Origin of the sequence: Sphingopyxis sp. 2PD (genome assembly GCF_005503695.1) — a bacterium.
Taxonomy (GTDB): Bacteria; Pseudomonadota; Alphaproteobacteria; order Sphingomonadales; family Sphingomonadaceae; genus Sphingopyxis.
In genome coordinates this window covers 1-22388 of the sequence record NZ_SCMU01000028.1, presented here as the reverse complement: position 1 = coordinate 22388, position 22388 = coordinate 1, and the positions used below count along the sequence as shown (strand labels likewise).

The window sequence follows — 22388 nt, the reverse complement described above, 5'->3', positions numbered from 1 at the left end:
AGCCTACGTATGCGCGTTGCAATCATGACGCGGCTCCGCCATTTCCCGTGATGGATATCCAAGGGGATTGGCGTGAGCGTGAAAGTCGAAACATTGATATTGTTCGGCGCGACGGGCGATTTGGCGCAGCGCATGCTGTTCCCTTCGCTTTACAATCTCCACGTCGATAGCCTGCTTGCCGACGCGCTGACGATCGTTGCGTCGGGGCGGTCGCAGATGGACCGCGCGGCGTGCCACGCGATGGTGCGCAAGGCGCTGACCGACCATCTCGCCGACGATCGCCTCGATGACGCACAGATCAGCGGTTTTCTCGATCGGATCGATTATTGCCCGGTCGATGCGGGCGCGGGCGCCGGTTACGATGATCTCGCCGCTCTGCTCGGCGACCGGATCGGGCGTCCGATCGGCGCCTATCTTTCGACCCCGCCGTCGATGTTCGGCCCAATCGCGCAGGGGTTGAAAAGCGCAGGGATCGCCTGCGCCGAATGCCGCATCGCGATGGAAAAGCCGATCGGCCACGACCTGGCCTCGTCGCTCGAAGTCAACGAACAGGTCGGCGACGCCTTTGCCGAGGACCGGGTGTTCCGCATCGACCATTATCTTGGCAAGGAAACGGTGCAGAACCTGCTCGCGCTGCGCTTTGCCAATATGTTGTTCGAGCCTTTGTGGAACGCGCAGGCGATCGACCATGTCCAGATCACCGTCGCCGAAACCGTGGGGCTGGAGGGCCGCGTATCCTATTATGACGGCGTCGGCGCATTGAAGGACATGGTCCAGAACCATATGCTGCAATTGCTCGCGATCATCGCGATGGAGCCGCCCGCCAGCGTCAGCGCGACGGCGGTGCGCGACGAAAAGGTCAAGCTGCTGCGGAGCCTGCGCAAACTGACCGCCGAGGATGTGAAGGCGCACAGCGTCAAGGGCCAGTACAGCAGCGGCGCGGTCAATGGCGGCGCGGTGACCGGCTATGCCGACGAGCTCGGCCAGCCGTCGAACACCGAAACCTTCGTCGCGATCAAGGCCTTCATCGACAATTGGCGCTGGAAGGGCGTGCCCTTCTACCTGCGTACGGGCAAGCGCATGCCCGAACGCAAGTCGGAAGTGCTGATCCAGTTCAAGCCCGTCCCGCATAATATCTTCGCGCGCGTCGGCGCGGGCAAGCTCGACGCGAACAGCATGATCATCAATCTCCAGCCCGAGGAAAATATCCGGGTCAAGGTGATGGCGAAACAGCCGGGGCTCGACCGCGACGGGGTCAAGCTGAAAGAGGTGACGATGGACGTCTCGCTCTCACACAGCTTTGCCGGCGAGCGGCGGCGGATTGCGTACGAACGGCTGTTGCTCGACTTCATCGAGGGCGACCAGACGCTTTTCGTACGCCGCGACGAGGTGGAGGCACAGTGGCAATGGATCGATTCGATCCGCGACGCGTGGGCGGCGGTCGATATGGCGCCGCAAAGCTACACCGCGGGCAGCTGGGGGCCGTCGAGCGCGATCGCGTTGATCGAACGCGACGGGGCGAGCTGGCATGATTGAGGGCATAAATCCCCTCTCCCCTTGTGGGAGAGGGTTGCGCAGACTTGCCAGCTTGCTGGCTAGTCGAAGCTGGGTGAGGGGTATGCGCTCGCATGGCGAGCGCGCGAGCCTCTGGCTCGCAACCCCTCATCCAACTACGCCTAGGCGCTTCGCGCCAAGGCTTCGTATCCTTCTCCCACAAGGGGAGAAGGGATCGGGTATCACAATATGACCACCCTCCACCCCACCATCGCCGCCGTCACAGACCGCATCATCGCGCGCAGCGCCCCGCGCCGCGCCGCTTACCTCGACCTGATGGAGCGCCAGCGCGAGGCCGGTACCAACCGCGGTAACCTCTCCTGCGGCAATCTCGCCCACGGTTTCGCCGCGGCGGGCGACGACAAGCCGGTCATCCGCACCGGCGCCGCGATGAACATCGGCATCGTCACCAGCTACAACGACATGCTCTCGGCGCATCAGCCCTATGGCCGCTACCCCGAGCAGATCAAGCTGTTCGCGCGCGAAGTCGGCGCCACCGCGCAGGTCGCGGGCGGGGTTCCCGCGATGTGCGACGGGGTGACGCAGGGGCAGGCGGGCATGGACCTGTCGCTGTTCAGCCGCGACAATATCGCGCAGGGGACGGTGATCGCGCTCAGCCATGCGATGTTCGAGAGCGCCTTGCTGCTCGGCATTTGCGACAAGATCGTCCCCGGCCTCTTGATCGGCGCGCTGCGTTTCGGCCACCTTCCGCAGATATTGATCCCCGCCGGACCGATGCCCTCGGGCCTCGCGAACAAGGAAAAACAGCGGATCCGTCAGCTTTATGCCGAGGGCAAGGCGACCCGCGACGAGCTGCTCGAAGCCGAGGCGGCGTCCTATCATGGCGCGGGCACTTGCACCTTCTACGGCACCGCGAACAGCAACCAGATGATGATGGAACTGATGGGGCTGCACATCCCCGGCAGCGCCTTCACCAACCCTGGGACAAAATTGCGCCAGGAGTTGACCCGCGCCGCGACGCATCGGATCGCCGAAATCGGCTGGGACGGCGACGATTACCGTCCGCTCGCGCGCTGCATCGACGAAAAGGCGATCGTCAACGCCGCGATCGGCCTGCTCGCGACGGGCGGCTCGACAAATCATGCGATCCACCTGCCCGCGATCGCGCGCGCGGCGGGGATCATCATCGACTGGCAGGATTTCGACGAACTCAGCCATGCGGTACCGCTGCTCGCGCGCGTCTATCCGAACGGCGCGGGCGACGTGAACAATTTCCACGCCGCGGGCGGGATCGGCTATGTCGTGCGCGAGTTGCTGGGTGCCGGGTTGCTGCACGGCGATGTGCTGACCGTCGGCGGCACGATGGCCGACTATGCCGCCGAGCCCGTGCTGGTGGACGACGAACTCCGATGGCAGGCCGCACCCGCCGAGAGCCGCGACGACACGATGCTGCGCCCCGTCGCCACGCCATTCTCGCCCGACGGCGGGATGCGCCTGCTTGCGGGCAATCTCGGCCGCGCGATCATCAAGACGAGCGCGGTCGCCGAGGATCGCTGGACGATCGAGGCGCCGTGCCGGATCTTTGACGATCAGGACGCCGTGCTGACCGCCTTCAAGGCAGGCGAACTCGAACGCGACGTTGTTGTCGTCGTGCGCTTTCAGGGGCCGCGTGCGAACGGGATGCCCGAATTGCACAAGCTGACCCCGGCGCTCGGCGTACTCCAGGACCGCGGCTTCCGCGTCGCGCTGCTCACCGACGGCCGCATGTCGGGCGCCAGCGGCAAGGTGCCTGCCGTCATTCACCTCTCGCCCGAAGCCTTGCCAGGCGCCGACGGGGTCAGCGGTCCGCTCGCCTTCCTTACCGACGGCGACATCGTCCGCGTCTGCGCGCGCCAGGGCGAGGTGCTCGCGCTGGTCGATCCCGCCATCTGGGCGGCGCGCTCGCCCGCCGTCGCCCCGCCGCCCGCGCTCGGCGTCGGGCGCGAGCTGTTTGCGCTGTTCCGCCACCACGCCGACGAAGCCGAAAAGGGCGGCTCGGCGGTGCTGGCGGCAATGGAGCAAGTTATATAGCCCGTCGCCCCCGCGAAGGCGGGGGCAGCTGGCAACCTTGCGCAACATCGACAACGGCCCCCGCCTTCGCGGGGGCGACGAAGGAAAAGACATGACCGACCAATCCATCGACCAGATCATGGCGCTCGCCCCCGTCATCCCGGTGATCGTCATCGACCGGGCCGAGGATGCGGTGCCGATGGCCGAGGCGCTCGTTGCGGGCGGCCTGCCCGTGCTCGAAGTCACGCTGCGCACCCCCGCCGCGCTCGACGCGCTGACCGCGATGAAAGCCGTCAAAGGCGCAGTGGTCGGCGCAGGCACCGTGCTCAACCCCGCGATGCTCACCGCCGCCATCCACGCGGGCGCCGAATTCATCGTCTCGCCCGGGCTCACCGACAATCTCGGCAAGGCGGCGGTCGCGAGCGGGATCCCCTTCCTGCCCGGCGCCGCCAATGCGGGCGACATCATGCGCGGCATGGATATGGGCCTCGACCGCTTCAAATTCTTCCCCGCGGCAACCAGCGGCGGCATCCCGGCGCTGAAGGCGCTCGCCGGTCCCTTCGGCCAAGCGCGTTTCTGCCCGACCGGCGGCATCACACTGGCGACCGCGCCCGACTGGCTCGCGCTCGATGCGGTGCGCTGCGTCGGCGGCAGCTGGGTCGTCCCGTCGGGCCCGCTCGACCCGGCGCGGGTCGAGGCGCTGGCGCGCGAAGCGGCGGCGCTCGCTCGCTAGCCGTCGCCCCCGCGCAGGCGGAGGCCACTGGCGGTTTATTCAACTACGCAGCATAAGGCCGATAACGGCCCCCGCCTGCGCGGGGGCGACGAATTGGGCGCCATTGATAAACGCCATCTTTACTGCCATCGTGCAGGGAAAGGCGGCAATATAGCCGCCCGTGGGGAGATGCGCGTGCCAAGACCGCAGCCGCATTTGGAAGAAGTGCTCGCGTCCGAACCCGGATCGCATATCGCCGCATTGTTCGATTTCGACGGCACCATCATCTCGGGCTACTCCGCCACCGCGATGCTGCGCGAAAAATTCCAGCGCCGCGAAATGTCGGTCGAGGAAATCGCCGAGACCGCGCAGATCATCGCGCAGCACAGCCTTGGCACGATCGGCTTTTCCGGCCTGATGTCGGGCGCCGCCAAATTCATGAAGGGCGTCGACGAGGAAAGCTTCATCGAGTTCGGCGAAGAACTCTATAAAAAGCACATCGCCCGCAAAATCTATCCCGAAACCCGCGCGATCATCGAAGCGCATCAGGCGAAGGGCCACCGCGTCGCGATCATCTCGTCGGCGACGATCTACCAGATCGAGCCGACCGCGCGCGACCTTGGTATCACCGACATCAAATGCTCGGCCTATGAAATCGAGGATGGGGTGTTCACCGGCGACATCATCCGCCCCTTGTGCTTCGGCGAGGGCAAGGTGCTTGCCGCCGAGGAACTCGCCGCCGAATATGGCCTCGATCTCGACCAGAGCTTTTTCTATTCGGACAGCGACGACGATATCGAATTGCTCGAACGCGTCGGCAAGCCGCGCCCGCTTAACCCGAACCTCAAACTCATGGCGATCGCCGAGGAAAATGGCTGGCCGGTGCAGCGTTTCGCCAGCCGCGGCACGCCGTCGTGGGTCGACTATACGCGCACCATCTACGCCACCGGCTCGCTCGTCGGCGCCTTTGCCGCGGGCCTCCCGATCTGGGCGCTCACCCGTTCGCAGCGCGAGGCGGCGAATTTCTCGATCGGGCTGTTCGGCGATTTCGCGACCGCGATCACCGGGGTCGAGCTGGAGGTCGAGGACGAGAAACATCTCTGGTCGTCGCGCCCCTGCGTCTTCATCTTCAACCACCAGAGCAAAGCCGATGTGATGATCCTTGCCAAGCTCATCCGCCGCGACATGGGCGGGGTGGGCAAGAAAGAGATCAAGGACATCCCCATCCTCGGCAAGCTGATGGAATGGGGCGGCACCGTCTTCGTCGACCGCGCCGACGGCAAGAGCGCGATCAAGGCGATGGAGCCGCTCGTCGACGCGATCCGCGTCGAGGGCAAGTCGATCTGCATCTCGCCCGAAGGCACGCGCAGCCTGACGCCGAAGCTCGAGCCGTTCAAGAAGGGCGCCTTCCACCTCGCGATGCAGGCGGGCGTCCCCATCGTCCCGATCGTGATCCATAACGCGACCGACGTCGCGCCCAAGAACGAGTTTGTGATGCGCCCCGCGACGGTGCGCGTCACGGTGTTGCCGCCGGTCGACACATCGGGGTGGAGCCCTCGGACGATCAACAACCATGTCCGCGACGTGCGCAACATGTTCCTGCGCACGCTCGGCCAGCCCGAGGAAAGCGTGGCGGAATCGGTGGCGAAGGAACCGGCGCCCGAAGCGGCGGCGCCCGAGGACAAGCCGGCAAAGCCGAAACCCAAGAAGGCGGCGGCGAAAAAACCCGCCGCCAAGAAAAAGGCAGCGCCGGCAAAGGCGACGGCCAAGAAAACCTCCCCGCGAAAGGGAAGGGCAGCCTAACGCATGGCCGACGGAACCGCCCGCACCCCGATGATTACGGAGGACGCGGCCGACCGGCTCTACATCATTGACGCGCGCCACGGGGTCGAGCGGCAATTATTGCTCGACTGGATCCATTCCACTGCGGCCGACAATGACCCCCAATGGGCCAGCCTCGCGATCGAGGATGACGATCATGCGCTGCCGCTCGAAACGCTGCGCGCGCGGCTCGGCGGGCTGCCGTCGCGGCAGGTCGTGCCGCTGCGCGTCGCATGGCGCATCCCCGGCTTTGACAAGGACCGCGCGCTCAAATTCCGCCACATCTTTTTCGGCGACCCGCGTCACCCCGGATCGCTCCGCGCGCGGCTGATCCTGCTCCGCGACCGTCGCCGCGCGCAGATATTGGTTGGCGAGGCGGCGACGCTCGATGCGCTGCGCGACCGCTTCACGGCGCAGACCGGCGGCGGCGACGGCGCCGGCTGCGACAGCGCCGAATTTGCCGCCTTCGTCGCGCGGCAGGCGTCGCTCGCGCTTGACGTGGCCGAACGCGGCATTCGGGGAACAAGGTACAAGGTGCCTCGCTTCGTCGCCGACGGGCTGCGCACCAGCCCGAAATTCCGCGCCGCGCTTGCCGAACTCGCCGAAGCGACGGGGCGCCCGGTCGCCGATTTGTTCCGTGAAGCGCGCCCGTTGATGAAAGAGGTCATCGCGCGGCCCAGCGCGCTGTTCCTCGACCTGCGCGCGCGGCTCGACCGGATGATGTTCGGCGGCTACGCGCCCGAGATGGAGGTCGACGCCGCGGAACTGGCGCGGCTGCGCGCGATCCTGCGCGAACATCCGACCGCGATCCTGTTCACCCACAAGACCTATATTGACGGCGCGACCCCCAGCCGCCTGACCTATGAAAACGACATGCCGATGCTGCACAGCTTTGGCGGCGCCAATCTCGATTTTGCGGTGATGGGCGAATTTTTCCGCCGCTCGGGGATGATCTTCATCCGCCGCAGCTTTCAAGACCAGCCGGTCTATAAACTCGTCCTGCGCCACTATATCGCCTGGCTGCTCGCCAAGCGCTTCCCTTTGAGCTGGGCGTTCGAGGGTACCCGCTCGCGCCTCGGCAAGCTGATGCCGCCAAAGTACGGCCTGATGAAATATGTCCTCGACGCGGCGCATGCGACCGGCACGCGCGGGGTGCATTTTGTCCCCTTCGTCACCAGCTTCGACCTCATTCGCGATGTCGAGGAATATGCGGCGGAACAGACCGGCCGTAACAAGAAGCCCGAAAGCCTGTCGTGGTTCATCGGCTATATGAAAAGCCTGAAGGAGCCCTCGGGCCGCATCCGGCTCGACATCGGCAACCCGGTGGTGATCGATACCGCCCCCGGTCCCGATGACAAGCGCGCGCTGGAGAGGATCGCCTTTGCCGTCGCGGTCGAAGCGAACCGCGTCACCCCGCTCACCGTCACCTCGGTGATGTGCCTGATCCTGCTCGGCATGGCGCCGCGCGGGGCGACCGCCGCCGAACTGCTCGGCGCGATCGCCGCGCTCAAGGACTGGGCGCGCGCCCGCGGCATCCGGATCAGCAGCGAACTCGGCAGCGGCGACGACGCCGCGCTCTCGGCCACCGTCGACACGCTCGTCACCAGCGGGCTGCTGACGCGGTACGAGGCGGGCAGCGAAAACATCTATTCGATCGACCCCGCCAAACATCCGATGGCGAGCTATTACCGCAACATCATCGCGCATCATTTCCTCGACCGCGCGATGATCGAACTCGCGCTGTTCGAGCTGCGCGATGCCGACAGCGGCGATGCGACGGCGGCCTTTTGGGACAAGATCGATCGCCTCCGCGACCTGTTCAAATTCGAATTTTTCTATCCTCCGCGCGACGAGCATATGGCCGCGCTGCGCGCCGAACTCGACCGCATCGACCCGGTCTGGGACCGCCGCCTCGCCAGCGGCGACCGCGGCATCGCGCAACTGCTGCGCCGCTGCCAGCCGGTCGTTGGCCACGCGATCCTATTGCCCTTTGCCGAGGCTTATTCGGTCGTCGCCGACCTGCTCGCGCGCGCGAAACCGGGCGAGGCGGTCGACGAAAAGGCCTTGCTCGACGCCGCGCTGACCGAGGGCAAACAGGCTTATCTGCTCCGCCGGATCAGCAGCGAGGCGGCGATCGGCAAATTGCTCTTCGCCAACGGCCTGTCGCTGATGCGCCATATGGGGCTGGCCGAGGAAGCGACGCCTGAAATTCTTGCACAGCGCCGCGCGCTGCTCGCGGAACTGCGCGGGCTGGCGAACGTGATGGAAGCGATGCGACTGTCGACGGTGGCTCTCGCCGATCGACTTCCCGGTTCAGGAGGATAACATGCTCAAACAGCTCAGCGCGCAGGACGCCCAGTTCCTCTACACCCAGACCGCGAACAACCTCACCCACATCATGGGCGTCTATATCTACGACCCGTCGACCGCGCCGGGCGGCTTCGTGCGCTTCAAGGACATCATCCGCCACGTCGAAAGCCGCGTGAATACCTCGCCCGTGTTCAAGCGCCGCCTGCACCGCCTGCCGTTCGATATGGACCATCCCTATTGGGTCGAGGACGAGCATTTCGATATCGAGGCGCATATGAGCCACGCGCGACTGCCCGAACCCGGCGACTGGCGGCAATTCTGCATCGCCACCGCGCGCTATTTTTCCAAACCGATGGATATGAACCGCCCGCTGTGGGACATTTATATCATTGAGGGGCTCGACCGCATCCCCGGTATCCCGAAGGGCAGCTTCGCCATGCTCCACCGCGTCCACCACGCCGCGGTCGATGGCGCGTCGGGCGCGCACGCGTTCATTGCGATGAGCGACATCGATGCCAAGGGCACGCCCGCGATTCCCGAACCGCCCCCGGTCGAGGATCTCGGTGATCCGCCGTCGAGCGCCGAGGCGCTGTCGCGCGCCTGGTCGGCGTCGCTGCAATCGCCGGTCAAGTTCATGAATGCGTTGATGAAGATGTCGCCCGCGATCATCTCGTCGGCGCGCAAGGCGATCGAGGGCGGGATGACCGCGGGGGTTCCCGAAACGCGCTTCAACACTGCGGTCGGCCCGCACAAGATGTTCGACGGCACCTCGGTCGCGCTGTCCGAGGTCGCGCTGGTGCGCCAGAAGGTGCCGGGCGCGACGGTCAACGATGTGGTGCTGACCACGGTGGGCGGCGCGCTGCGCAAATATCTGGCGAAGCACAAGGAATTGCCCAAGGAAAGCCTGGTCGCGGTCGCCCCGATCAACCTGCGCGGCAAGGACAAGGGCGCCGGAAAGGCCTCGACCCCCGGCAATCAGGTGTCGGCGATGAGCGTTCCGGTCCGCACCGACATCGCCGACCCGCTCGCGCGGCTTGCGGCGATCCGCGACTATACGGTCGAAGCGAAGGAGGCGAAGGCGGGAGTCAGCGCGCGGATCATGACCGACCTGTCGCAACATATTCCGGGCGCGACGATGGCCGCGGTGGCGCGGCTCGTCACCAGCGAGCGCTTTGCGGTGCGCGGTACCAACCTCTTCATCTCGAACGTCCCCGGCGCGCAGGTGCCGCTCTATCTGGCGGGCGCGCAGCTGGTGATGCAGCACGGCATGGCGCCGCTCGCGAACAATATGGGGCTGTTCGTCGCGACCCCCAGCTATAACGGTCGCATCGCCTTTTCGATTATCTGCGAACGCGCGATCATGCCCGACATCGCTTTTTTCCGCACCTGTATCGACGAAAGTTTCGCCGAATTGATGGCGGCGGTGCCCAAGCCCGAAAAGCCGAAAGCCGCTACGGCAACGCCGAAACCGGCGGCCAAGGCGACACCAAAACCCAAGGCAAAGCCGAAGGCCGTCCCGAAACCTGCCGCCAAACCTCGGGCGAAACCGGTTGCCAAAGGCAACGCAACCGGCAAGACTCGCAAAAAATAACCATGTTCTGCAGGACGACTAGATGCTTTTCACCCCGACGCTCAGCGCCGACCGCGATCTCGTGACCGCGTCCGATTACACCGCCTGGGCCAAGGCCGCGCGCGAGCATGACAAGAAATCGGGAATGCAGGCGTGGCGCGACGCCGACGAAAGCAAGCATTTCGACTATAAGGCGATCCGCGCCCGGCTCGAAAAATTGCGCAAGCTGTCGGCGGCGGGCGACGTCAAAGGGCTGCTGTTTGTCCTTAACGAGGGCATCCACGGCAATATCGACGGCATGGGCCACGAACGCCTTTATCAAAAGGCGCGGTTCGGCACCAAGAAGCTGATCGAGGATTATGTCGCCGAGGTTGTCGCCTCGCTCGACAAGATCGCCGCCGCGCGCAGCATCGGCAAAGAGGAAAAGCGCGATTTCTTCCGCCGCGCCCAGCATTGCTACGGTCGCTCGGCGCTATTGCTCTCGGGTTCGGGCAGCTTCCTCTTCTTTCACATCGGGGTCGTGAAGGCGCTCTGGTCCGAAGGCGTCTTGCCCGCGATCATGTCGGGCGCCAGCGGCGGGTCGATCGTCGCCGCGGTCGTCTGCACCCGCAAGGATGCCGACATCGGCGCCTTCCTCGAAAGCGATCGCCTCGCCAACCCCGATCGCGACAGCGACGGGCGTCGCCTCGCCTCCGACGAGGTGCGCGACCGGCTCGCCGACCTGATCCCCGACCTGACCTTTCAGGAAGCGTTTGAGATCAGCGGCCGCCACCTCAACGTCTCGGTCGCGCCCGCCGAAAAGCATCAGAATGGCCGCCTGCTCAATGCGATCACCGCCCCCAATGTGCTGATCCGCGAAGCGGTGCTGGCATCCTGCGCGGTCCCCGGCGTCTTTCCGCCGGTCATGCTGATGGCGCGGGACGACAGCGGCGCGCGCGTTCCCTATCAGCCCGACCGGCGCTGGGTTGATGGATCGGTGACCCACGATATCCCGACCAAGCGGCTCGAACGCCTCTATGGCGTGAACCATCATATCGTCAGCCAGGCGAACCCGATCGCGTTGCCCTTCGCCACCGACACGCGCAAGCAGATGGCGCCGATCGAGGCGATCCAGCATGCGTCGATGGCGACCTTCAAGGCGTGGCTCAACGCCAATATGATCATCTTCCAGAAACCGCTCGAATGGGTGCCGCCGCTCAACAGCATCGCCAATATGGCGCGTTCGGTGATCAATCAGGAATATACCGGCGACATCAACATCATCCGCCCGCCCAAATTCTGGTCGCCGACCAAGATATTGAGCGATCTTGCGCAGGACGACATCGACGAACTGATCGACACCGGCGAACGCACCGCCTGGCCCAAGGTCGAGATGGTGCGCACCCAGACCGCGATCAGCCGCGCGCTCGAAGGCATTTTGGCGCGGATCGACAAGGCCGGCGACGATGGCCCCGGCCACCGCAGCACCGCCGCGCTGAAGAAAGCGGTGCGCTGACCATGACGGCGGGTGCGGTCATTTTACCCGCCGAATCCGCCGGTGCAGGCGCCCGGCTCCATGTCACCCATTGGCTGCCCGCAGCCCGGCCCAAGGCCGTTGTGCTGCTAGCGCACGGCTATGCCGAACATGCCGGGCGCTACGCGCATGTCGCGAAGCGGCTGACCGACGCGGGCTATGCCGTCTATGCGATCGACCATTGGGGCCACGGCCAATCGGACGGGGAGGGTGGTTTTGTCCCGCGCTTCTCGGCCTTCACCGACGGCATGGCGGAGCTGCTGACCCTGGTCGAGGTCAATCATGGCGACACCCCGCGCCTGCTCCTCGGCCACAGCATGGGCGGGCTGATTTCGACCCTGTTCCTGATCGAACGGCAACAGGCGTTCGCCGCCGCCGCGCTCTCCGGCCCCGCGATCGTCCCCGCCGCGCCGCCCTCGCGCTTCACCGTCTGGATCAGTCGCTTCCTGTCGCGCTTCCTCCCGCGCCTCGGCGTGCTGTCGCTCGACGCCAACGGGGTGAGCCGCGATCCCGCGGTCGTCGCCGCCTACCTCGCCGACCCGCTCGTTTACACCGGCAAGATCGGCGCGCGGCTCGGGCGCGAGTTCATGGACGCGATGGCCGCGGCGCAGGCGGGCGCCCCCAAAATCGCGCTGCCGATCCTGCTCCAGCACGGCAGCGCCGACAGCCTCGCGTCGCCCGCGGGGTCGCAATATCTGTTTGATCATGTCGCCTCAGCGGACAAGGCGCTGAAAATCTACCCCGGCCTGTTCCACGAAATTTACAACGAGCCGGAACAAGATACGGTGCTGAACGATTTGATCGCCTGGTTCGACGCGCAGGTGGCGCGAAAACGGCTTTAGGACTGAGTTAGAAACCGATGAAAACCCTCCTCATCCTCCTCTTCGCGCCCATCATCGCGCTGACGCTGATGTATTTCGTCTTCCCCGGCCGCCTCGTCGCGCTCGGGCGCGCGCTGCTGCGTCAGCGCGGGCGGATGGTGCAGAAAAGTGTCATCGTCGACGGGCGCAACTGGCCCTATCTGGAGGGCGGCGACCCCGCGAAACCCTTGCTCCTCCTCGTCCACGGCTTTGCCGGCGACAAGGATAACTGGTCGATGATCGCGCCGTATCTGACGCGCGACTATCATGTCATCGCCCCCGACCTGCCCGGCTTCGGCGAGAATGAGCGCAATCCCGATCTCGCCTATGACCTCGGCGCGCAAACCGCGCGGCTCAAGCAATTCGCCGACACACTCGGCCTTAACCGCCCGCATATCGGGGGCAACAGCATGGGCGGCTGGATCGCGCTGCGCTATGCGATCGACTATCCAGACGCGCTCGCCAGCCTGATCCTGCTCAACAACGCCGGGGTCAACGGCGCCAACGAAAGCGACCTCCAGAAACAGGCGGCCGACGAAACCTATAATCCGCTCGTCCTTGCGGGGCTCGAGGATGCCGATCGGCTGGTAAGCATGGTCGTGCACAAACCGCCTTATATCCCCGCGCGGCTCAAACCGGTGCTCTACGCCGACGCGCTCAAATATCGCGACCAGCTCGACACCATCTTTTGGGTCATCGCCACCGAGGGCCGCGACCAGCCGCTCAACGACCGGCTGGGCGAGGTCAAGGTGCCAACGCTGATCATCTGGGGCCGCCACGACCGCCTGCTCGACGTCAGCTGCGTCGCCGTGCTTGAAGCGGGGATCGCGGGCAGCCAGAGCCATATCTTCGAACATGTCGGCCACGTCCCGATGATCGAGGATCCCAAGGCGACGGCGGCGGTGATGAAGGGCTTCCTTGCCAAGCACTGAAACTGCCGCCACTCTCCCCCAAAAACAGGGGAGAGACATATGCGCCTGAAGGTCGGCCTGCTCGGTGGGGGCAGCTGGGGGACGACGGTCGCGGCGGTGGTGTCGCGCAACGCGCCGATCAGCCTGTGGGCGCGCGATGCCGAAACGGTCGAGGGCATCAACCGCGACCATGAGAATCGCAAATACCTCCCCGGCATCAAGCTGCCGTCGGCGCTCGGCGCAACGCAGGACATGGCCGAGGTCGTCGCGGGCGCCGATGTCCTTATCATGGGCGTCCCCTCGCACAGCTTCCGCGCCGTGCTCGAAGAGGCACGCCAGCACCTCCGCCCATGGGTGCCGGTGATCAGCCTGACCAAAGGTCTCGAACTCTCCTCAGGCCTCCGCATGACCCAGCTGATCGAGGAAGTCCTCCCCGGCCATCCCGTCGGCGTGCTGACCGGCCCGAACCTCGCGCGCGAGATCATGACCGGGCAGGCAGCGGCGAGCGTGTTGTCGATGGAGGACGAGATCGTCGTCCGCGCGCTCCAGCCGGTGTTTCATTCGGGGCTGTTCCGCGTCTATACCAACACCGACCTGCTCGGCTGCGAACTCGGGGGGGTGCTCAAGAATATCATCGCGATCGCGGTCGGCATGGGCGACGGGCTGGGGGCGGGCGACAACACCCGCTCGGCGCTGATGACGCGCGGGCTGGCCGAGATTACCCGGCTCGGCGTCGCGATGGGCGGGCGCCCCGAAACCTTTGCCGGGCTGACCGGAATGGGCGACCTGATCGCCACCTGCACCAGCCCCTTGAGCCGCAACCGCCATGTCGGGGTCGAACTCGGCAAGGGCCGCCCGATCGACGAGATCATCGCCGGGATGAACATGGTCGCCGAGGGGGTGAAGAGCGCCCCGACCGTCATCGCGCTCGCCGAACGCTACAATCTCGCCATGCCGATCGCGCGCGACGTCTATGACGTGACGCAGGGCAAACGCAGTGCGCAGGACGTGTTTCGCGGCCTGCTCCGCTCGGCGGTCGGCGACGAAGCGCATCCGGGCTGAATGAAACCGTAGCCCTGAGCCTGTCGAAGGGCGCTTCTCGGATAAGCGCCCTTCGACAGGCTCAGGGCTACGGTTTTTGGGCGGGCCGACGATATTCCACCGCCAGCCGTGCTTTATCCCCGCCGAGCCGGGAAGAAATTCGCCGCCGGCTTCGTTGACTCCCCTGACCGCCCGGCAACGGACGGACAATCAGGAGATGGACGATGAAAAAATGGACCACCCTTGCAGTCATTCTGGCGCTTCCCGCCACCGCCGCCATCGCGGCCGTACCCTATCATTCGATGCCGCCCGGCTTCGAACCGCCGCCGATCCGCGAGCGACCGATCGCGGGCGTCGTCAACCAGCAATGGTATAATTACAAATCCGACATTCTCGAGGCCGAGAAGGAGCTGACCAGCGACCTTCGCCGCGCCACCGATCGCGAGGATCGCTGGGACGCGTGGGACGAATGGGAAACCGAGGTGATCGACGCCGACAAGGATTATGTGAAGGAAATGCGCAAGAAAGGTTATCGCGTCGGCCGCGTGACCGTCGGCGGTTAAGTTTCCCCGGAGCAGCTTCCGGGTCGCAAGGGAAGGGCGGGCGTCATGGGGCGTCCGCCCTTTTCCTCTCGCAAATCCTCCCTGTGGCGAAGCCATGGGGAGGTGGCAGCGCGAAGCGCTGACGGAGGGGCCATGGCGCTGCCGGTGCTGCCCCTCCACCATCGCCTACGGCGACGGTCCCCCTCCCCATCGCTTCGCGACAGGGAGGACTAAGTCGCTTCCGCCAGCAACGCCTTCGCCTCATCCCCCTGCCAATCGATCGCCCCGACCACGCGCCACAACTCCCGCCCCTCGGCATCGTAAAATATGCTCGTCGGCAATGCACTGTTGGCGGCATCGAGCAACCCGTTCTCGGGATCGAGATACGGCTGCAATGCCTTCAGCCCCGCCTTCTGGAACCACGGATCGACGACCTCGGCGCCTTGCAGATCCTGCGCCACCGCGATCACCGCCATCGCCTCGCCGCTCTCTGCCGCCAGCGCATCGAGCGTCGGCATTTCCGCGACGCACGGCGCGCACCAGGTCGCCCACAAATTGACCAGCAGCGGCTTGCCCTTGAACGCCGCCAGCGTCACCGCCGCATCGTCGGGACCGGTAAACGCCACCGTCGGCGCCGCTTCGCCCTTGTGGCTGCGGTCGATCATATATTCGAACTGGCCGACGCCCTTCGCTTGGCCCGCCGAAATATTTGCTTGGCCGTCTGCGGGTTGCCCGCCGCCCGCCTTTTCCCTATCGCAGCCCGCGATTGATCCGGCCAGCAGCAGGCCAAGGATCGCTAGATATGGGTTTGGGACGCGGCGAATGACGGATACTCCGGACAAGAGCAGCATGTGGGGTGGCCGCTTCGGTGGCGGTCCCGCCGCGATCATGCAAGAAATTAATGCCTCGATCCCGATCGACAAGCGCCTGTGGGAAGAGGATATCGCCGCCAGCCGTGCCCACGCCGCGATGCTTGGCGCCGCCGGGATCATCGGCGCCGACGATGCGGTCCAGATCGATCGCGGCCTCGCGCAGATCGCCGGTGAATTTGCCGCGAACGGGGTCCCCGTCGACCTCGCGCTCGAAGACATTCACATGACCGTCGAATCGCGGCTGAAGGAGTTGGTCGGCGACGCCGCCGGGCGCCTCCACACCGCGCGCTCGCGCAACGACCAGGTCGCGACCGACTTCCGTCTGTGGACGCGCACCGCGTGCGAGCGCATCGACGCGGGGCTCGCCGCGATGCAGGCGGCGCTGCTCGCGCGCGCCGACGAACATGCCGACAGCATCATGCCCGGCTTCACGCATCTGCAAGTCGCTCAGCCGGTGACGCTCGGCCACCATCTGCTCGCCTATGTCGAGATGCTCGGCCGCGACCGCAGCCGCTTTGCCGATGCGCGCCGCCGCCTCAACGAATCGCCGCTCGGCGCCGCGGCGCTCGCGGGCACCGGCTTCCCGGTCGATCGCGATGCCACCGCCGCCACGCTCGATTTCGACCGCCCGATGGCGAACAGCATCGACGCGGTGTCCGATCGCGACTTCGCGCTCGAATTTTGTGCCGCCGCGTCGATCGCCGCGATCCACCTGTCGCGCCTCGCCGAAGAAATCGTCATCTGGGCCAGCCAGCCGTTCGGTTTCATCAGCCTGCCCGACGCCTGGTCGACCGGCAGCTCGATCATGCCGCAAAAGCGCAATCCCGACGCCGCCGAACTGGTGCGCGGGCGCGCGGGGCTGCTGCTCGGCGCCTTCCAGCGGCTCGCGGTGATCGTCAAAGGCCTGCCGCTCACCTATTCGAAGGATCTGCAGGACGACAAGGAAACCGTCTTCGGCGCCTTCGACGCGCTTGCGCTGTCGCTCGCCGCGATGACCGGCATGGTCGAAACCCTGACCTTCCGCACCGACCGCATGCGCGCGCTCGCCGCCTCGGGCTATTCGACCGCGACCGATCTCGCCGACTGGCTGGTGCGCGAGAATGGACTGCCGTTTCGCGAGGCGCATCATGTCGTCGGCGCCTGCGTCAAGCGCGCCGAGGAACTGGGCGTCGAGCTGTCGGCACTCCCCGCCGCCGATGCCGCCGCGATCCACGCCGCGGTCACGTCCGACGTGCTCGCGGCATTGACCGTCGAGGCGTCGGTCGCCAGCCGCACCAGCTATGGCGGGACAGCCCCCGAACGGGTAAGGCAGGCGATCGCGGCGGCGCGCGCCGCGCTGGAAGGAAAAAATTGATGGCGACGAAGCGCCTCATCATCATGGCATTGGCTGCATCGGCGCTGCTCGGCGCCTGCGGCAGCAAGGAAGATTTGAAGCCGGTCGCGGGCCAACCCGCCCCGGTCGTCCCCGTCGGCGCCACGCGCGCCCCGACCACGGAGGAGCTCACGACGCCTGACGCGCAGGCCCGCCCCGCGCGCAGCGACGAACTTCTCAAACGGTCCGAACAACGCGAACCCGACGATTTCGACTTGCCGCCTCCGGGCTGAATGGCGGCGGCGGTCGAGCTTTAGAATTTGCCTCTGATCCCGTTCGTGCTGAGCTTGTCGAAGCACCGTCCTTCTTCCTGCAACGTGGAAAGAAAGAACGGCCCTTCGACAAGCTCAGGGCGAACGGGAAATGATGACCAGGATAAAAATGATGGATCAATTTGCCCTTCGTGACGGCGTCCTCCACGCCGAAGACATTCCGCTGCCGCGCCTTGCCGAAGAAATCGGCACCCCCGTCTATGTCTATTCGCGCGCGATGCTCGAAGCCCATGCGCAGGAATTTCGCGCTGCGCTGAAGGCCGTGCCAAAGAAGCACCTCGCCTTTGCGATCAAGAGCAACCCCAACCTTGGCGTACTGCGCGTGCTGGCGCGGCAAGGCTACGGCGCCGACGTCGTGTCGGGCGGCGAACTCGAACGCGCGATTGCCGCGGGCATGGCACCCGACGACATCGTCTTTTCAGGCGTGGGCAAGACGCGCGCCGAGCTCGCGTTGGGCCTCGATCGCGGCATCGGCCAGTTCAATATCGAACATGAGGCCGAAGGCGTCGCGCTCGCCGAAATCGCGCTGGCGAAGGAAATGACCGCGCGCGCCGTGCTCCGCGTCAATCCCGACGTCGATGCGGGCACCCACGCCAAGATTTCGACCGGCAAGGCCGACAACAAGTTCGGCGTCGGCATCGACGTCGCGCCTGCCATGTTCGACCGCCTTGCGGCGCTGCCCGGGCTCCAGATGCGCGGCATCGCGGTCCATATCGGCAGCCAGCTGACCAGCCTCGCCCCGCTCGAAGCCGCGTTCGAACGGGTGGGCCGCCTCGTCGCCGACCTGCGCGCCGCGGGACACAGCATCACCCATGTCGATCTCGGCGGCGGGCTCGGCGTGTCGTACAAGCCCGAGGATAATCCGCCCAGCATGGCCGATTATGGCGCGATGGTCGCGCGAGTAACGAAGGATTGGGACGTCACCTTGATGTTCGAACCCGGCCGCGTCATCGCGGGCAACACCGGGGTGCTGCTGACCGAGGTTCTCTGGGTCAAGCCCGGCGCGACCAACCCCTTCGTCATCGTCGACGCCGCGATGAACGACCTCGCGCGCCCGGCGCTCTATGATGCCTATCACGACTTCGTTGCGGTGAAGCCGACCGGCGAAAAGATGACCGCATCGATCGTCGGCCCCGTGTGCGAAACCGGCGACACCTTCGCGCGCGACCGCGTGACCGACGCGGTCGAACCCGGCGACCTCGCGGTGTTCCGGACTGCGGGCGCCTATGGCGCGACGATGGCGTCGACCTACAACAGCCGCAGTCTGGTTCCCGAGGTCCTCGTCGACGGCGACCGCTACGTCGTCGTCGCCGACCGCATCGCCGCCAGCACGATTATGGCCGCCGAGCGCGTGCCGGACTGGATTGACTGATACAGCCCGGTTGCGTGAATACGCAGCGACGCTATCTTTTTCTCGTCACCCCGGACTTGATCCGGGGTCCATGGCCCAACGGCGCGACACAGGTCACGGATGCCGGATCAAATCCGGCATGACGAGAAAAAGGGCAAATTCATGCACCAGCTCCCGATCTTCCTGAACCTCACCGGCCGCACCGTCGTGCTGGTGGGCGAGGGGGAGGCCGCCGCCGCCAAGGCCCGCCTGATCGAACGCGCCGGGGGGCGCGTCGTCCCCGCGTGGCAGCAGGGCGCCACCATTGCCTTCGTCGCGCTGGACGATGAAACGGCCGCCCGCGCCGCCGCCGACGAGCTCCGCGCCCACAGCCTGCTCGTCAACGTCGTCGACCGCCCGGACCTCTGCGATTTCACCACCCCCGCGATCGTCGACCGCGCGCCGGTCACCATCGCGATCGGCACCGGCGGCGCCTCGGCGGGGCTTGCGAAAGCCGTCCGCCAACGCATCGAATCCCTGCTCCCCGTGCGTGTCGGCGCCCTCGCGACCGCGCTGTACGCCGCGCGCGACGCGATGAAGGCGCGCTGGCCCGCCGCCGCCGACCGCCGCCGCGCCATCGACGCCGCACTTGCCAGCGGCGGCGCGCTCGACCCGCTCGATGACCGAGCGGCGGACAAGGTTGCGGCCTGGCTGGCGAGCGACGCCGCGCCGCAGCCGTCGCGCCTCGAAACGATCCACCTGACCAGCCCCGACCCCGACGACCTCACCCTCCGCGCCGCGCGCCTGCTCGGCGAGGCCGACCATATCTTCCACCCCGCGACGGTCCCCCCCGCGATCCTCACCCGCGCCCGCGCCGACGCAGTGCGACATGCGGCAGATGCGCCGCCCGCCGACCCGCCCGCGGGGCTCTCGCTGTGGGTGGAAATGCCGGTGATTTCGAATGGCAGCTGACGACCGAAGTAGGACGTCGCCCCCGCGCAGGCGGGGGCCGCTGTCGGTTTATACAGCCGCGCAGGAATAGGCGGCTAGCGGCCCCCGCCTGCGCGGGGGCGACGGTTTATTGGAACGTCCGCTTCCCACCCCAAAGCAGACGTTAGTCAAACCTGCCCTCAGGGCGCGATCGCCAGCCCGTCGCCCTGCTTCCCCGCCGCGATCCGGCGCAGCACCTTGCCGCTCGCCACATCGATCTCGGCGACCTTGTCGACCCCCGTCTCGGCGGCATAGAGCCGCTTCGAATCGGCGCTGAACAGCAAGGTCACCTGCCGCGCCGCGTCGCCCGCCGACACCTGGATCGTCCGCACGGGCGCGCGCGTTTCGGCGTCGAACAGGCTGATCGTCCCCTTACCGATATTGCTCGTCGCGATCAGCCTGCCGTCGGGGCTCGCCAGCACCCGGATCGCGACCGGATCGACCGGCAGCTCGGCCAGCTTCTCACCGCGCGCGGTGTCCCACACCGTCACCCGCGGCGCATCGAGATCGCCGACCCACAGCTCGCGCCCGCCCTTCGCCAGCGCCAGCCCCTCGGGCTTGCCGCCGATCACCAGGTCGCGCAGCTTGGTCCCCGCATTCAGGTCAAGCACGCTCACCGTCCCCGACCCGATATTGGCGGTATAGGCGGTGCGATTGTCGGGCGCGACGACGACCATGTGCGTCCCCTTCTGCCCCGTCGAAATCGAGGTCACCGTCCCGTCGGGCGCCACCACCGCGACCGACTCGCTGCCCTCCGCCGTCGCCACCAGCCGCCCGTCGGCCAGCCAGAGCAGCCCGTGCGGCCGCTGGTTGGGGCTGAGGTCGATCGTCTTCACCTTCGTCCGCGCCGCAACATCGAACACGTCGATCGTCGTCCCGCCATAGGCGACCACCGCCGCTTGGCTGCCGTCGGGCGACACCGCGATCTCGTGCGGCATCTTGCCCGTCGGCAGCCGCGCCAGCTCCGCGCCCGACGCCAGCGCCACCAGGCTCAGACTATCTTCGCCCTTGTTGCCGATCAGCAAGGTTTCGGCGGCGACGGGCCCCGCCAGCAGCAGGGCGGCAAGGGCGGTGGCAATCGTGCGGCGCATGGCAAATCTCCCGGTTCGTTTCCGCCATCCTATGCCGCCGTCTCGCGCGGGCAAGCCGCCTTCGACCAGCGACATTACGACAAGTTAACTGGCGCACGGGACGCCGCTTCCTAACCCTGCACCAAGGCGGCAGGTCGCGCCGCCGGTCACCACAGGAGAAACATATGGGTCTGCCAGCCATCGACATCGACGCGCTGCCCTTGCTCGACACCGCGGTCGGGCTGTTCGGCTCGCTCGTCAGCGAAAGCGCCTCGTCGGGGCCTTCGGTGTTCGAGATCGCGGTCACCATCGCGCTGATCAACCACGACTGACGAAGCGGCGGGAAGGGGCAGCGGGGCGCCGCCCGTCCTTTCCCGCGCATCGCCCTTTCGCTCCTGCCAAGATGCCCGCCCGCGCCTCGCGCCACGATCATTTCCCCCGCGCCGACCGCGCGCGCCGCACGGCGATCCGCCACGCGGTGAGCGAACTCGCCGCCGCATGGACCGCCGCCGACACCGCCCCCGACGGCCTGCTCAGCGCGATCGATGCGCAGGCGGACGCCCCCGCCGACGCCGCGATCGACGCATTGCTCCCGTGGCTCACCGACCCAGGCTGGCTCGCCGCCCGCGTCGCCAGCGCGCTCGCGCTGCTCCGCGCTGACCCCTTCGCGCGTCCGCCGCTCCGCGCCTTCGGGGGCGGCGAGGGCGGCGGGGCAGGCGATGCGCCCGGCGGCCTCGTGCTCGCCGATCGCGGCGGCATCCGCCTGACCCTCCGCCTGTGGCCCGCCGCGGCGCGCCCGGCGGCGCCCGCCGCGCCCGCGATCTTCGTCCCCGGCCGCGCCGCGCTTCACATCCTCGTCAGCGGCGGTGCGCAGCTCTGCGAGCATCGAGTCGCGGTCACCCCCGCCGAGGAAGCCGGCGCCTTCACCGCGCGCGCCGCCGCGCCCTGCCACACCACCGCGCCGCGCCCGCTGCACCGCGGCGAGACGCTCCACCTCGACACCGCGCGGCAAAGCTTCGCGCTCATCCCCGGCTGTCGCGACACGCTCCTCCTCGAACTCGCCGTCCAGCCGCCGTCGCGCCTGCCGATCCGCAGCTACGACCCCGCCACCGGCCGCCTCCTCCACGTCAGCGCGTCCCGCCGCGACAGCAGCTTTCGCGCCATGGCGCTGACCCTGCTCCGCCACCTTGGCCGCGCCGACGCCGCGCCGCTGTTCGACGCCGAAACCCACAGCGCCGATTTCGCCGCGCGCTGGCACGCCATGCGCGAACTGATCGCGCTAAGCCCCGCCGCCGCTCGCGCCCCGCTCACCCGCATGGCGGCGCATGACCCCCACCCCGAAGTCCGCGCCGCTGCACAAGCGACGCTGGCGCTTTTCCTACCCCCTCCCGCACGCGGGAGGGGCAGCGAGACTTGCGAACTTGTTCGCTAGAGCCTGTCCTGCTCGGGCTGGACCATATTACCGTAGCCCTGAGCCTGTCGAAGGGCGCTTATCGGCGAGAAGCGCCCCCTTCGACTGCCTTGCAGGCGCTCAGGACAGGCTTCGACAGGCTCAGGGCTACGGCTCAGTTTGAACAGGACAGACTCTCGTCGCAGCGGGGTGGGCCTCACCGCACCGCCGCTGGCCCACCCCTAACC

Annotated in this window: 19 protein-coding genes; 17 read left to right on the top strand and 2 right to left on the bottom strand. The window is 66.8% G+C overall.

The annotated features are described in order from the left end of the window. The first annotated feature begins 132 nt into the window (after positions 1-132). The 11 genes from zwf to FFS18_RS14600 all read left to right on the top strand — a co-directional run bounded on the left by zwf (position 133) and on the right by FFS18_RS14600 (position 14865). Positions 133-1536, top strand: a complete 1404-nt coding sequence (gene zwf, locus FFS18_RS14650) for a glucose-6-phosphate dehydrogenase (protein ID WP_249340422.1) — start codon at positions 133-135, stop codon at positions 1534-1536. Positions 1537-1743: 207 nt separating this feature from the next. Next, positions 1744-3585, top strand: a complete 1842-nt coding sequence (edd, locus tag FFS18_RS14645; RefSeq protein WP_137871384.1) for a phosphogluconate dehydratase — start codon at positions 1744-1746, stop codon at positions 3583-3585. A 91-nt stretch (positions 3586-3676) separates the two neighbouring features. Then, positions 3677-4297, top strand: a complete 621-nt coding sequence (gene eda / locus FFS18_RS14640; protein WP_137871383.1) for a bifunctional 4-hydroxy-2-oxoglutarate aldolase/2-dehydro-3-deoxy-phosphogluconate aldolase — start codon at positions 3677-3679, stop codon at positions 4295-4297. Positions 4298-4465: 168 nt separating this feature from the next. Then, positions 4466-6079, top strand: coding sequence for an HAD-IB family hydrolase (locus tag FFS18_RS14635; protein ID WP_137871382.1), 1614 nt, complete (start codon positions 4466-4468; stop codon positions 6077-6079). 3 nt (positions 6080-6082) lie between these two features. After that, on the top strand, positions 6083-8422 hold the full coding sequence (locus tag FFS18_RS14630; protein ID WP_137871381.1) for a glycerol-3-phosphate 1-O-acyltransferase: 2340 nt from the start codon (positions 6083-6085) through the stop codon (positions 8420-8422). Between the two features lies 1 nt (position 8423). Beyond that, positions 8424-9998 (top strand): wax ester/triacylglycerol synthase family O-acyltransferase, encoded by a 1575-nt coding sequence (locus FFS18_RS14625; RefSeq protein ID WP_137871380.1) that lies wholly within the window; start codon positions 8424-8426, stop codon positions 9996-9998. A gap of 22 nt (positions 9999-10020) precedes the next feature. Beyond that, positions 10021-11472 (top strand): DUF3336 domain-containing protein, encoded by a 1452-nt coding sequence (locus tag FFS18_RS14620; RefSeq protein ID WP_137871379.1) that lies wholly within the window; start codon positions 10021-10023, stop codon positions 11470-11472. Between the two features lie 2 nt (positions 11473-11474). Continuing rightward, positions 11475-12332: an alpha/beta hydrolase gene (locus FFS18_RS14615; RefSeq protein WP_137871378.1), complete on the top strand. Its 858-nt coding sequence runs from the start codon at positions 11475-11477 to the stop codon at positions 12330-12332. Positions 12333-12349: 17 nt separating this feature from the next. Further along, positions 12350-13282: an alpha/beta fold hydrolase gene (locus FFS18_RS14610; RefSeq protein WP_120217199.1), complete on the top strand. Its 933-nt coding sequence runs from the start codon at positions 12350-12352 to the stop codon at positions 13280-13282. Between the two features lie 39 nt (positions 13283-13321). Further along, positions 13322-14323: an NAD(P)H-dependent glycerol-3-phosphate dehydrogenase gene (locus tag FFS18_RS14605; RefSeq protein ID WP_120217198.1), complete on the top strand. Its 1002-nt coding sequence runs from the start codon at positions 13322-13324 to the stop codon at positions 14321-14323. Positions 14324-14526: 203 nt separating this feature from the next. Continuing rightward, entirely contained in the window at positions 14527-14865 is a 339-nt protein-coding gene (locus tag FFS18_RS14600) for a hypothetical protein (protein ID WP_120217197.1), read from the top strand. A gap of 209 nt (positions 14866-15074) precedes the next feature. Here the strand turns inward: FFS18_RS14600 and FFS18_RS14595 are convergent, their stop codons facing one another. Continuing rightward, on the bottom strand, positions 15075-15695 hold the full coding sequence (locus FFS18_RS14595; RefSeq protein ID WP_137871377.1) for a TlpA family protein disulfide reductase: 621 nt from the start codon (positions 15693-15695) through the stop codon (positions 15075-15077). On the opposite strand from FFS18_RS14595, the gene argH reads away from it, so the two are divergent. The 4 genes from argH to FFS18_RS14575 all read left to right on the top strand — a co-directional run bounded on the left by argH (position 15667) and on the right by FFS18_RS14575 (position 19662). Beyond that, positions 15667-17070, top strand: a complete 1404-nt coding sequence (argH, locus tag FFS18_RS14590) for an argininosuccinate lyase (RefSeq protein ID WP_249340419.1) — start codon at positions 15667-15669, stop codon at positions 17068-17070. The genes FFS18_RS14595 and argH overlap by 29 nt on opposite strands. Next, positions 17070-17321, top strand: coding sequence for a hypothetical protein (locus FFS18_RS14585; protein WP_120217194.1), 252 nt, complete (start codon positions 17070-17072; stop codon positions 17319-17321). Before argH ends, FFS18_RS14585 begins: the two co-directional genes overlap by 1 nt. 151 nt (positions 17322-17472) lie before the next feature. Next, on the top strand, positions 17473-18732 hold the full coding sequence (gene lysA, locus FFS18_RS14580) for a diaminopimelate decarboxylase (protein WP_137871376.1): 1260 nt from the start codon (positions 17473-17475) through the stop codon (positions 18730-18732). A gap of 141 nt (positions 18733-18873) precedes the next feature. Further along, on the top strand, positions 18874-19662 hold the full coding sequence (locus FFS18_RS14575; protein ID WP_137871375.1) for a precorrin-2 dehydrogenase/sirohydrochlorin ferrochelatase family protein: 789 nt from the start codon (positions 18874-18876) through the stop codon (positions 19660-19662). Positions 19663-19820: 158 nt separating this feature from the next. Here FFS18_RS14575 and FFS18_RS14570 read toward each other — a convergent pair whose 3' ends face one another. Continuing rightward, the gene (locus FFS18_RS14570; protein WP_137871374.1) at positions 19821-20771 is read right to left on the bottom strand and encodes a WD40 repeat domain-containing protein; all 951 of its coding nucleotides are present in this window, start codon (positions 20769-20771) and stop codon (positions 19821-19823) included. Positions 20772-20935: 164 nt separating this feature from the next. Between FFS18_RS14570 and FFS18_RS17530 the strand changes: the two genes are divergently transcribed. Both FFS18_RS17530 and FFS18_RS14565 read left to right on the top strand, forming a co-directional pair. Then, on the top strand, positions 20936-21082 hold the full coding sequence (locus tag FFS18_RS17530) for a hypothetical protein (RefSeq protein ID WP_171005327.1): 147 nt from the start codon (positions 20936-20938) through the stop codon (positions 21080-21082). A gap of 71 nt (positions 21083-21153) precedes the next feature. Continuing rightward, a complete protein-coding gene (locus FFS18_RS14565) occupies positions 21154-22182 on the top strand; it encodes a HEAT repeat domain-containing protein (protein ID WP_137871373.1) in 1029 nt (342 codons plus the stop codon). The last annotated feature ends 206 nt before the right edge of the window (positions 22183-22388 follow it).

Bases quoted from the DNA above. Each gene is read 5' to 3' on its own strand.
- argH (WP_249340419.1), top strand. From the start codon at position 15,667: ATGACGGATACTCCGGACAAGAGCAGCATGTGGGGTGGCCGCTTCGGT.
- edd (WP_137871384.1), top strand. From the start codon at position 1,744: ATGACCACCCTCCACCCCACCATCGCCGCCGTCACAGACCGCATCATC.
- FFS18_RS14620 (WP_137871379.1), top strand. From the start codon at position 10,021: ATGCTTTTCACCCCGACGCTCAGCGCCGACCGCGATCTCGTGACCGCG.
- FFS18_RS17530 (WP_171005327.1), top strand. From the start codon at position 20,936: ATGGGTCTGCCAGCCATCGACATCGACGCGCTGCCCTTGCTCGACACC.
- FFS18_RS14625 (WP_137871380.1), top strand. From the start codon at position 8,424: ATGCTCAAACAGCTCAGCGCGCAGGACGCCCAGTTCCTCTACACCCAG.
- eda (WP_137871383.1), top strand. From the start codon at position 3,677: ATGACCGACCAATCCATCGACCAGATCATGGCGCTCGCCCCCGTCATC.
- FFS18_RS14615 (WP_137871378.1), top strand. From the start codon at position 11,475: ATGACGGCGGGTGCGGTCATTTTACCCGCCGAATCCGCCGGTGCAGGC.
- FFS18_RS14600 (WP_120217197.1), top strand. From the start codon at position 14,527: ATGAAAAAATGGACCACCCTTGCAGTCATTCTGGCGCTTCCCGCCACC.
- FFS18_RS14630 (WP_137871381.1), top strand. From the start codon at position 6,083: ATGGCCGACGGAACCGCCCGCACCCCGATGATTACGGAGGACGCGGCC.
- FFS18_RS14605 (WP_120217198.1), top strand. From the start codon at position 13,322: ATGCGCCTGAAGGTCGGCCTGCTCGGTGGGGGCAGCTGGGGGACGACG.
- FFS18_RS14585 (WP_120217194.1), top strand. From the start codon at position 17,070: ATGGCGACGAAGCGCCTCATCATCATGGCATTGGCTGCATCGGCGCTG.
- FFS18_RS14595 (WP_137871377.1), bottom strand. From the start codon at position 15,695: ATGCTGCTCTTGTCCGGAGTATCCGTCATTCGCCGCGTCCCAAACCCA.
- lysA (WP_137871376.1), top strand. From the start codon at position 17,473: ATGGATCAATTTGCCCTTCGTGACGGCGTCCTCCACGCCGAAGACATT.
- FFS18_RS14570 (WP_137871374.1), bottom strand. From the start codon at position 20,771: ATGCGCCGCACGATTGCCACCGCCCTTGCCGCCCTGCTGCTGGCGGGG.
- FFS18_RS14635 (WP_137871382.1), top strand. From the start codon at position 4,466: ATGCGCGTGCCAAGACCGCAGCCGCATTTGGAAGAAGTGCTCGCGTCC.
- zwf (WP_249340422.1), top strand. From the start codon at position 133: ATGCTGTTCCCTTCGCTTTACAATCTCCACGTCGATAGCCTGCTTGCC.
- FFS18_RS14565 (WP_137871373.1), top strand. From the start codon at position 21,154: ATGCCCGCCCGCGCCTCGCGCCACGATCATTTCCCCCGCGCCGACCGC.
- FFS18_RS14610 (WP_120217199.1), top strand. From the start codon at position 12,350: ATGAAAACCCTCCTCATCCTCCTCTTCGCGCCCATCATCGCGCTGACG.
- FFS18_RS14575 (WP_137871375.1), top strand. From the start codon at position 18,874: ATGCACCAGCTCCCGATCTTCCTGAACCTCACCGGCCGCACCGTCGTG.